The sequence below is a fragment of the uncultured Veillonella sp. genome, assembly GCF_915069625.1.
GTDB lineage: Bacteria > Bacillota > Negativicutes > Veillonellales > Veillonellaceae > Veillonella.
The window spans coordinates 1-5,586 of sequence record NZ_CAJZFD010000140.1 but is presented as its reverse complement, the minus strand read 5'-3'; the positions used below and the strand labels follow the sequence as shown (position 1 = coordinate 5,586).

Below are 5,586 nucleotides of genomic sequence, written 5' to 3'. Positions count from 1 at the left end.
TGCTGCGTTGACATCTCCTAGCGATGAAGGCAAACCTGGTGCAACTTGGTCTGTGGAAACAATTAAGAAAACTAAATCTGGCGATATCCAAGTGGCTAGCCGTGGCGTACCTGAAAAACCATTAGGCGTACAAATGGAAATCATTAAAGATACTTTCACAATGGGCGCTATCGACAATAGTAAAACCGTACAAGGCCAAAATAGCAAGGGTACATTGTACATGACAGTGCCTAAGGATTTGAAGCTAAATCCTAGCAACGACATTCCTGCAGATGTGCGTGAAACCATGCCAGCTATGCTTCGTGGCCGCATGGGCGAATCCATGATGGTTAACCTATTGCCACTAAACGATGAAGAAAAACAACAACTTCGCAATAACCCGCACAATGCGAATACTATCGTATTCAACCGTGCTATGGGCATGGCGAGTAGCATCGGCAATTCTGCTAAACAAAGCAAAGTATATACATACATGAAAGACCATTACCTCAACATGATTATTGTTGCAAAAGATTACGACGATAATGGTGCTCGTGGTAGCGGCGTCTTGATGGTATCTAAACAAGACAATTCCGATGACGTAATGTTGATCCTATTCAAGGGTCCAGACATTACAAACTCTAAAATTGAAAAAGTAATTGGATCCATGCTATCTGCGCACTTTGAACGTAAATAGATAGTTCTTGGAAATACTACAGGCCTGTACTAATTTAAAAAGGGACTCATACATGAGTCCCTTGCAATTTATTATATTGTTGGTAAGAGGCCTAGCAAATATACCTTAAATATATCTCCTTCATGTACCTCATGTACGCCTTGTGGAATGCAGGCTAAGGCATTAACGGTATATAATCCAAGCATGCTGCTACTGTTAAAGTGACGATTTGCCACAAAACGAGGTTGTCCATCACCAAATATGACCTTGCCTTGCACGTAGCGGTCAAAGGCATTACGTTTAGATAGATCGCAATCCATTACACAATTAAGTACTGGGGTGGACCAATTTTTAATACCTTTATATCTACGCAATGTAGGAACCACCAGTAGGTGCCAACCATTAAAGGCTGCACCGGGATTACCTGATAAACCAAAGATAAGTTGACCTTTAGGCGTAACGGCCCCATAGGAGGCCGCCCCCGGACGCATTTGGATACGACCGTATAAGGTTTTAGCTCCTAATTTTAGCTCCTAATTTTTCATATATAAGAGGCATTGTATCAAACATACCTACAGATACTCCGCCTGAGCTGATGATGATATCTGCTTGTTCACTGAGTTCAAGGACGCGTTCAATTTCTGCGTCTAGTCTATCCGGTGCATCGCTCACATGATAATGGGTAACGCGTCGAAAACCTAAATCAGCAAGTAAACTACAAATCATCATGCGATTTGAATTGTAAATTTTCCCTGCAGTTAAGGGTTCGCCCGGCTCAATAACCTCATGCCCAGATGTAAGAACCAGTATACGTGGCATCGCGTACACAGATACATTGGTTAAACCAAGTCCGGTCAAAATTGTCTGCACCGTAGAGGTTATTTCTGTGCCCTTTGGTATGACAACGGTCCCTGCGGAACATTCTTCACCACGAGGGATAATATGGCTACCCTTTTGTTGCGTACCTTGTAAAGTAATTGTAGACCCTACTTCGCCAGTACCTTTCACCTGTTCTTGCATGATAACTGTATCACAAGTACTTGGTACAGGAGCACCTGTCATGATACGTACAGCATGGCCAGTCGTTACAGGCTTATCCCATACGACACCAGCGCCGATGATACCATCGACGATATAGGTATCACAATTAGGATCATATGCTAAGGCATACCCATCCATTGCGGATTTATGAAAAGCGGGCACATCAGTAGGTGCCAAAATATCTTCAGCCAACACACATCCTTTTGCGTCGCCAACGGCAATGGATTCGATGCTATGATGTTGTTCTCGTAAAGCCTCATTCCACAAATGAAGCGCTTCATCAACAGTAACGGCTATCATCTAAATTCCTCATCATACTTTGTATTCGACATACCAACGCTGGTAAACATTGATCTAATTTAGTAACCTCTATGGTCTCTACGCGTTCTATATCACTGGATATCAGTGATTCTGTATACCCCTCTCTAGTTACCTCTACAATCGGAAATATACCTTGAGATCTCGTTTCTAGTATAGCAATATCTACAGGTAATTGCTGTACCAAATCATACAGATTAGATTGTTTTTCTGTGCGAATGCGTATGGCCGTTTCCGTTGGGCCTGCAATGGCTACGGCCGTGGCGCCTGCTTTCATAGCAAGATCCGTATCAGTTCCTTCATAATCCATGTGAAAGCCATGTTTATCGCTTTTTACAACGCCTACAGAGAAACCAATTTGTTCTAATTCCTTAATTAGTCGCGTTACCACCGTAGTTTTACCAGTCTTACGTTTTTCAGCAACTACGCTGATAAGTGGAACATGACGATTCGCATTAACAGCCTCTGCGCGGGACCACTTATAATCCTCTATATGATTCACATTGCGTAAATGATGACCGTAATCACCTGCATCAATGGTTACCACAGGTCCTACAATATCTAATGCATGCTGCAAAGATACATCCTCTCCTGCTAAAGCGGTTTGCAATAATGGAGCAATGGATGGCTTATATATCCCCGCCATAGGCTCATAGCGTCCACTTTCACCAACAGGCACAATAACACGCCAGTCATCGCCTTCTACTTGGTAGAGCCAATCGTAATATAAATTAAAATCCATAAACGGCATATCTACAGCTAACACCGCATAGGCATGACTCTTGCCTACGGCCAATGTGCTATATAATCCGCCTAATGGACCACTTCGAGGAACAGAATCCCGAACGATAGAAACTTTTTCTTTCTCTTTATTCGACAATGTGTCGATAATATTAGCCTGAATGGCTTGGCCTAGACTTTCATCGTCACCGATAGAAATGAGAATGTCATTAGCATCATGTTCTAATGCATTGCGCAGCGCATGAGAAATGAGGCTTTCACCATTCGTCCAAGGCAATAAAGCCTTAGGATATCCCATGCGTGAACTTAGGCCACCGGCCAAAATAATTACGCCTAAATTAAGCACCGCGTTTCAACCCTCTTTTTACCCCTTGGTAAACAAACAACAACACAATAATATTAAGAATTCCATCCGGCACCATATAAGATGCATTATAAATCATAGAGTAGATCCATGGATTTTGACCTTGCGGTGCATAACTAGCAAATACAACAGCACCACTTGTTACGGACGCAAACCAACGAAGCGCAATAGCAACAATAGATCCGCTAACAAGACCTGTCATATTGTCCTTGAAATATCCACACACACCAATAACACCGTAAGCAACAAGATAGTCTAGGATGATGCTTAGATAATGGATAGATGATTTAAATCCGAGCAAGAAATGAAGTATGCCATATACAACGCCAGCCAAAATACCGCGTGCACCACCCCAGCGATATGCAAAAATCATGAGAGGTACCATGGATGCGGCCTTAATGGAACCGCCTTGTGGCATATGAAAAAGTGTAATAAAAGATAATACTTGTGCAATAGCAATAGCTACACCAGCTTCTGCTATCATGCGTGTCTTGGAATGCTCCATTAAAATAACCTCCTATTAATATAATGTGTATATAATGGGCTGAACATAGAGAAAATGTACAGACAAGCTACCTATAAAATTGTATAATAACTATATGAGTGTTTTTAATATTCGGAATGTATTGAAAATTGAAAACAAATTCAGTATAATGGTACAGGTTCAATTTGTAATACTCGAAGGAGATATAGAAAATATGATTAACACAACGAACATCTTTGATTATGAAGACGTGCAATTGATTCCTAATAAATGTATCGTAACTAGCCGCAGCGAATGTGATACACATGTTAAATTAGGTAACCGCACATTCCGTTTACCAGTAGTTCCTGCAAATATGCAAACTATTATCGACGAAGAATTGGCAGAAAAATTAGCTCGTGAAGGTTATTTCTATATCATGCATCGTTTCCAACCAGAACGTCGTATGGACTTTGTAAAACGCATGCACGACCTCAACTTATATTCTTCTATTTCCATTGGTGTAAAACCAGAAGAATTTGCTTTAGTTGATGAATTCAAAAAAGCAAACTTAACACCTGAATACATTACAATCGATATTGCTCATGGTCACTCCAACGCAGTAATCGATATGATTCAATACATCAAAAAGAACTTGCCTGGTACATTTGTTATCGCTGGTAACGTAGGTACACCAGAAGCAGTTCGTGAACTTGAAAATGCTGGTGCAGATGCAACTAAAGTTGGTATCGGTCCTGGTAAAGTTTGTATCACTAAATTAAAAACTGGCTTCGGTACAGGTGGTTGGCAATTGGCTGCGGTTCGCTGGTGTGCAAAAGCAGCTACTAAACCTATCATTGCTGACGGTGGTATCCGCGATCATGGCGACATTGCTAAATCTATCCGCTTTGGTGCTACTATGGTTATGATCGGCTCCCTATTCGCTGGCCATGAAGAATCCCCAGGGGAAGAAAAAATCGTTGACGGCAAAGCAGTAAAGGAATACTTTGGTTCCGCTTCTGAGTTCCAAAAAGGTGAACGCAAAAACGTAGAAGGCAAAAAAATCTTCATCGATTCTAAAGGTTCTATCTTTGATACATTAGTTGAAATGGAACAAGATTTACAATCCGCTATCTCTTATGCTGGCGGTACTACTCTACAAGCAATCCGCAAAGTAGACTATGTACTTGTTAAAAACTCCATCTTCAACGGTGACCGTTAATACAATATTACATGTAAAAGCCACAGGATAAATCCTGTGGCTTTTTTGTATGTAATCAATGTGATCTACAACATATTCGTAATAATATTACCATATTTCATAAAAATAGCCCCAAAGACATTTCGTCTTTGGGGCTATTATTTAAGCTTCAGCTTCTTTTGATTTTTCCATTAACATATAAGCGTATTTACCAATACCAGCACTAACAACAAGTAATGCAGTCAGTACGATAAATGCCACTGTAAGACTTGTGCCATGAGCAATGAAACCAATCAATGCTGGTCCCATCAAAATCCCCATATAACCAAGCATCGTAGATGTTGCTACAGCTTGTGTCATAGGAATAACATTTTGTTCACCCATAGCAGAGAATAAGTTTGGTACTACCATGGCTAAAGAAATACCAAGTAATAAGTATGTATACATTGAACCATAACCTGGTAGGAATACAATAAGTCCCATTGCAATAGCGCCTAACAAATAACCACCAATAACAACTTGTTTAGAGGTTAAATGTTTACCAATTGTATTACCAAGCAAACGGCCAATACACATAGTACCATTAAAGAGCATAACGCCCATAACGGCTTCTTCGATAACGATACCTTTATCTTCGAATAAGTATAATGCACTCCAATCCCCTACTGCGCCTTCAACCAAGTAAGATACAAAGGACAAGAGACCAAAGATAATAGCTATCGGATGGAAAGATAATGGGCTTTTAGATTTTTTAGTAACCTTTGCATTTGGATCACTACCAAAGGTTAACATAAATTGGCTAC

At 40.6% G+C, this 5,586-nt stretch carries 4 protein-coding genes and 2 pseudogenes; 2 read left to right on the top strand and 4 right to left on the bottom strand.

Annotated elements, in window-relative coordinates; genetic code table 11:
• Positions 1-676: hypothetical protein (locus QZ548_RS07575; protein ID WP_295869452.1), on the top strand; the 676-nt coding region annotated here is incomplete at its 5' end.
• Between the two features lie 71 nt (positions 677-747).
• On the opposite strand, the pseudogene QZ548_RS07565 reads toward QZ548_RS07575, so the two are convergent.
• The 3 genes and pseudogenes from QZ548_RS07565 to thiT form a co-directional block, all read right to left on the bottom strand.
• A pseudogene (locus QZ548_RS07565) lies at positions 748-1,996 on the bottom strand (molybdopterin molybdotransferase MoeA).
• Positions 1,977-3,101: a molybdopterin-guanine dinucleotide biosynthesis protein MobB gene (locus QZ548_RS07560; protein WP_295869446.1), complete on the bottom strand. Its 1,125-nt coding sequence runs from the start codon at positions 3,099-3,101 to the stop codon at positions 1,977-1,979. Before QZ548_RS07560 ends, QZ548_RS07565 begins: the two are co-directional and overlap by 20 nt.
• A complete protein-coding gene (gene thiT, locus QZ548_RS07555) occupies positions 3,094-3,624 on the bottom strand; it encodes an energy-coupled thiamine transporter ThiT (RefSeq protein ID WP_295869445.1) in 531 nt (176 codons plus the stop codon). The genes QZ548_RS07560 and thiT overlap by 8 nt, the downstream gene beginning before the upstream one ends.
• Before the next feature lie 193 nt (positions 3,625-3,817).
• Between thiT and QZ548_RS07550 the strand changes: the two genes are divergently transcribed.
• Positions 3,818-4,804 (top strand): GMP reductase, encoded by a 987-nt coding sequence (locus tag QZ548_RS07550; RefSeq protein WP_039969037.1) that lies wholly within the window; start codon positions 3,818-3,820, stop codon positions 4,802-4,804.
• Between the two features lie 141 nt (positions 4,805-4,945).
• On the opposite strand, the pseudogene QZ548_RS07545 reads toward QZ548_RS07550, so the two are convergent.
• Positions 4,946-5,586, bottom strand: a pseudogene (locus QZ548_RS07545) (MFS transporter); the annotation flags it as partial.